We start from the raw sequence: 5,299 nt of genomic DNA, 5'->3' as shown, positions 1-5,299 counted from the left end.
TCGCCGACTATATGTATCTGCTGTATCTTCTGCTGATAGAACTCGTTCAGCTGTTTATAGTCCTCCTGCTTATACTTGATCCTGTTGTCAAGCTCCAGCCTTTGTATACGCATTCCACTGTATCCTACACTGAAACCGCCCTCCAGCTTCATTGCGCCTATCTTTGAGAGAAACAACAGTGCCTCATTAATATCATTTGCAGTAACTTTAAATAATGACTGCTCATTATAAGCATTCATAAGTTCCATTATTGAAAAATCCACAAGGACTTCTTCCTTGTTATTTATTTCTTCACTACTTATCTTAAAAAGATAGTTTATGATAAATTCTGCAATGCTGTAACTGTTCTGCCTTTTTGATTTTATTCGTTCCATGCTCAGCTTCGGAACGATGATCACTCTGTTTGTTGCCTGATCCTGTTCCTTTTGGATATAGCTGCGTATGGCCCAGTAATAGAAAAGGGTTTTTATAGAATTGACAGAGCTTGTTTTTACTCCGGCTGCAAGTGCGGCTTCATTCAGCTCCTTATAATTCGTGCAGAATTTGTCTGCGTCGATATAGTCGAGCAGAAAAGTTTCAAGTGCCTGAAAACGATGCAGGACCAGCATAGACTTGTTTACTGTATCGGTCTTTTGGATATATGCCTTCTGATCTTTTGAATCCGCAAGGATACCTGCTTCTCTCATTTGCTGTACAGAACGGATTACATCTGTTTTATCAATGCCAAGTCTGTCAGCAAGATAATCAACTCTTGACTCAGCTTCAGCATTACCTGCCCTGGATATAGATTTTTTTGAAATAAGCGAGCTGATAATGCGCTTTGCAATTGTTCGTTCTTCATCATTTTCAAATCTGGAAGAACTGTCTATACGCTCAACGGCTTCTATCATTGATTTTACAAGAATTCCATCAGCATATACACGCGGAGCATTCTTGCCTCGCTTGATGTAGCCTGCGTTTTCGAGCGCCTGTATAGCTGTTTTCACTCTTGTTTCAATATCAGCAACACTGTCGTCCCAGCCTGCCTGTCTTGCTACCTCAAGGGGCGAACAGCATACCTCGGGACGTGTATGAGTAAGGTCTTTTATAGCTTTCCAAACCTGCTGTATCTCGCTGATACTGAGCTTGGTCTGATTAAGCAGAATGAAATGCTTGTCCAGGTCGCCGTCATTGAACAGTACATAGCACTCCGCCTGCAAAGTCTGATCCCGGCCTGCACGTCCGGCTTCCTGTACATAGTTTTCCAGCGAATCGGATATATCATAGTGTATAACGAGCTTGACGTTGGATTTGTCAACGCCCATACCGAAAGCCGAGGTCGCAACGATTATCTGTACCTCGTCATTTATGAATGCTTCCTGATTTTCCTGCTTATCACTGCTGTCCATTTTACCGTTGAACGCTCTTGCCTTGAAGCCGTCGTTATTCAGCTTTTCAGCAAGCTGTATTGTTCGCTTGGTCCTCGAAACATACACAATGGTCGGACATTTTTTCTGTTCAATAAGAGTACGAAGCATCTCATATTTTTCTTCGTCTGTTTCCTTGAACAGCACTTCATACCTAAGATTAGTACGGGATGCGTTTGTTGCGAACAGTTCAAGCTCGATATCCAACTTGTTCTTGAAATACTCCTTTATATCGCTGATGACCTTCTGCTTTGCTGTAGCCGTAAAACAGGACACGGGTATCTTACAGCCGTTACCTTTTTTCTCCTGCAATTCACGGATAAAGTCGCCGATATACAGGTAGTCTACACGGAAATCCTGTCCCCATGCTGAGAAACAGTGAGCCTCATCTATAACGAAGCGGTCGATATTGCGTGACAGGAACAACCTCTCTATGGTGACAGAACGAAGCGACTCGGGGGATATATAGAGTATAGAAGCAATACCAGATTCCACACGGTCGATAGCTTCAGCTCTTTCGATAGGACTGAGCAAGCCGTTTATTGTAACGGCCTCTGCTATACCTCGTTTTTCGAGATTGTCCACTTGGTCTTTCATCAGTGACTGTAAGGGCGATATTACAACAGTCAGTGCACGTTCCGTTTCGCCTGCCATAAGTGCGGGTATCTGGAATGTCAGGGACTTACCGCCGCCCGTCGGGAATATAGCAAGCAGTGACTTATGCTCCACTGCTGCATTGACTGCGTTTTCCTGCAATGGCTCGTCATTATACTTACGGAACCCCGGATATCCGAAATACTTGCTGAGATATACCGTAGGATTCAATCTCTCCCTGCAGTATGAACATTCGTGACATGATGTACTTCTGAGCGCCCGCATTATCCTGTCAACATTCGGATAATTCACCTGTACCCATCTCGGTATCAGAGAATATTCCTCGGTAGCAGAGATAAGTGCAAGGCAGTATGCAAGCTCAACAGGCGTACCCTTTATTATATCTGATACAGGAGCGTTCTCGCATATCTTGCCTGCAAATCTGACAAGTATCGCGGTTTCAAGGTCATCATCTGCGGAATAGTCCAGATAATCAAAGAAAGCGGAGAAATAGGGGCTGCCTTTCAGCAGCATATAGTAAATGAGCTTTAATTCATCATCAAGGGCCATAAAGGCATTTACTTCATCATAAAACAGTTCCTTTGCCTTAACTGCATCGTTGAGAGGATTATTCAGCTCATCGGTCAGCAGTTTGTCGTCCTTCAACAGGGCGTGATACGGCTTGTTCGGGAACATCAGCGGAGACAGGTACAATGTGTCGATGAGTTTTGCGTTTTCGGGCACTTCTATATACTTTGCGTCATGGTCAATAATATTATGACCGCAAAGGAACTCTCCCCCTGCGATAAAGGAATTGAATTCATGAGCAGAACCTGTATGAAGTTTATCATCATTTTCATTAACTACACCAAAATCGTATGCTTTGTTATCTGCTTCGCTGACTTCAGTATCTATAAAACAGATATGCTTCATGAACTCACTCCCAACTAATAATGAATTGCAATTTGATAAAATGTTACACAATCTATTAAAATTATATCACGAAATTGTTAGAAAAGCAATAGAAAATATACTTTTTCAGTAGTTCTTAACTTCATTTTCTGAACAAAAAGTATTTTTTCACCCGATTCAATAAATTAAAGCTATCATAAACACTCTGAGAGCATTGTTTGCAGTCGCCGTCGATGATAATGGCGGGGGTGGAAGTTAGCTTACTTGACATCAATAATGTATCAGCATGGTTATTCTTTTCTTAGCTCTCGCACTCTTTCAGACCGTGTAAGGAGACGATAGCAATATGGACTTTGGAGTGTTGGAAATTATGCACCTCTACAAATTAAAGTGAAAGTTACGTGAAATAGGTTATCAAAATGCCTCTCCCAGTTCTTTATAAGTAGAGGGCAAAATAATAGGAGCGTATTTCAAGTACTTGTGCGCAATGCACATTGAGGACCTACCTCAAAAATCGAACGTTTGTGCAATCGAACAAAGCTTCTTGAAAGTTCTTGACAGAACTTACGTTCTGTGCTATTATGATAATGTCCCTTAATGGGATAGCAGCTTGAAAATTGAATATCAACACATCAGTGTGCAGCAAGACTGGTGCCGGCAAAAACCGACAAGCCGCGAGCTTCCGTACGCCATGACCTCGAAAGAGCGAGCGATAAATGCGTGAAGGCGGTAGGAGAGACTCAGCGAGTCGTGTCAAGGAAGACCAACAGAACTTAGCTGAGTGACATGGGTACTCCCGATTGCAGTTATGTGAGGTTACCGAGCAGTGAAGTAACGGCTCGTAATATGTATCCTGCGAAATTGGCTGAAGAGACACCCTTCCCGCTCCTATTATGGCAATGACAGCCGGCTTGCGCGCCCATCCGCACGTGCGGCTCTGACTCCGTAAGGGCAGAGAGACAAAGAGCTATGTGAAGGTTGAGGCCGACCTTCGGCTGATGTGTTCCCGGCTTCGGAGGGTGCAGGCGTGTGCTTGCAGGAGAATATCAGAAGCCTCGGAATGAGGAAAACGTCATGGCGCATAGTCATGATAAGGTACCTCCGCGGGGGTACAGGACTATCGACGGGATAGTCAGCATTTCACGGGCTAACTATGCCCTTTTGTAAATGAAATGCGGTTTTGTTTTTGGAATAATATGCATAGCACGGGTAGCTATGTCCAAATATAAGTTAAGAGAAGGCAGAGTAACGTAAAAGGTGTTGCTCTGCCTTTTTATTTTGTCAAAAATTAAATATAAAGCGCACAGCGGTTCGTCACGGACTGCTGTGCGCTTTTTTGTTTGCTCAGGAGGTGATTAAAATGCAAAAAGGATACTGCAGCTCAGACTACAAAGAGCTCTCTGTACTGAAAGCGCTTGCGGATAAGCTGAAAGTTGCAATACTTGTCGTGCATCATACGCGCAAGTGTTATGACAGCAATCCGTTCAATATGGTCTCAGGCTCGACAGGTATCATCGGCAGCGTCGACGGTATCATGGTGATGATAGAACAACGTCGCGGCAGCGGTAAAGCTAAACTGCACTGTGCAGGTCGTGACATTGAACACATTGAATTGAACTTGGAGTTTAACAAGCACAGGTGGAACGTAGTTGATGATGTGCCTGAGCGCAAGCCAGACCTTTTCTCTTTCGCGATACATGATCTCATGGTTGATGAGAAACGATTCACAGGTTCAGCAACAGAACTCTGCAATCTGATGTATAAACGCTTCAGTTGTGATTATGCTCCGAACTGGATGACACGAAATCTTGTTCAGCATACTGAAGAATTGAAAGTATATGGAGTTCAATTCAGTATGCGCAGAAGTCACGGTTCGCGAATACTGGAGCTCGTTTATGACCAGTCGGGTGACAGTAAAAACGGAAGTCTGCTGTGGGTAGAAATTGCTGACCATACCGGCACCCGAAGTCCAGAAAACGTCTATTTACCTTTGTTTGAGCCTGGTGACGGTAAAAATATGGGTGACGGCATTTGCGGCTCAGGGTGATGGTATACACGTGCACAAAAACGCCCTTTTTGCCACCGATACCGAAATCGGGTAGTTATCCCAACTGTGACAGTGAAAGCGGTTGTCGCGCAACGTCGAGCGAGTGTGGCGATACTGCGCAGATACTATCGGCGAAGGAAAAAGTGGCGACACCCGAGAAAAATCAACCCCACTGGGTTGGCAAGCATAGCAGCTGGCGTTCCGCCTGCCGCCTTGCTTGTCGGGCAGAAGCCCGAACCCACTTTAATTGGCATAGAAAAAAGGAGGATGATAACATGAGAAAACGAAACACGACCATAGCGATACGCTGTACAGAGGAAGAAAGCAGGCGTATCCACGA

2 protein-coding genes are annotated in these 5,299 nt (G+C 44.2%); one reads left to right on the top strand and one right to left on the bottom strand.

The window, feature by feature from the left end; all coding sequences use genetic code 11:
• Positions 1–2,933: ATP-dependent DNA helicase RecQ (locus K6G33_RS06460; RefSeq protein ID WP_296777493.1), on the bottom strand; the 2,933-nt coding region annotated here is incomplete at its 3' end.
• A 1,339-nt stretch (positions 2,934–4,272) separates the two neighbouring features.
• On the opposite strand from K6G33_RS06460, the gene K6G33_RS06455 reads away from it, so the two are divergent.
• A complete protein-coding gene (locus K6G33_RS06455; RefSeq protein ID WP_296777490.1) occupies positions 4,273–4,959 on the top strand; it encodes a hypothetical protein in 687 nt (228 codons plus the stop codon).
• Positions 4,960–5,299 lie beyond the last annotated feature (340 nt).

The sequence above is a fragment of the Ruminococcus sp. genome (genome assembly GCF_024691275.1).
Taxonomy (GTDB): Bacteria; Bacillota; Clostridia; order Oscillospirales; family Ruminococcaceae; genus Ruminococcus.
Note: the sequence above shows the minus strand (reverse complement) of the source record. Positions and strands in the feature narration are given on the sequence as shown.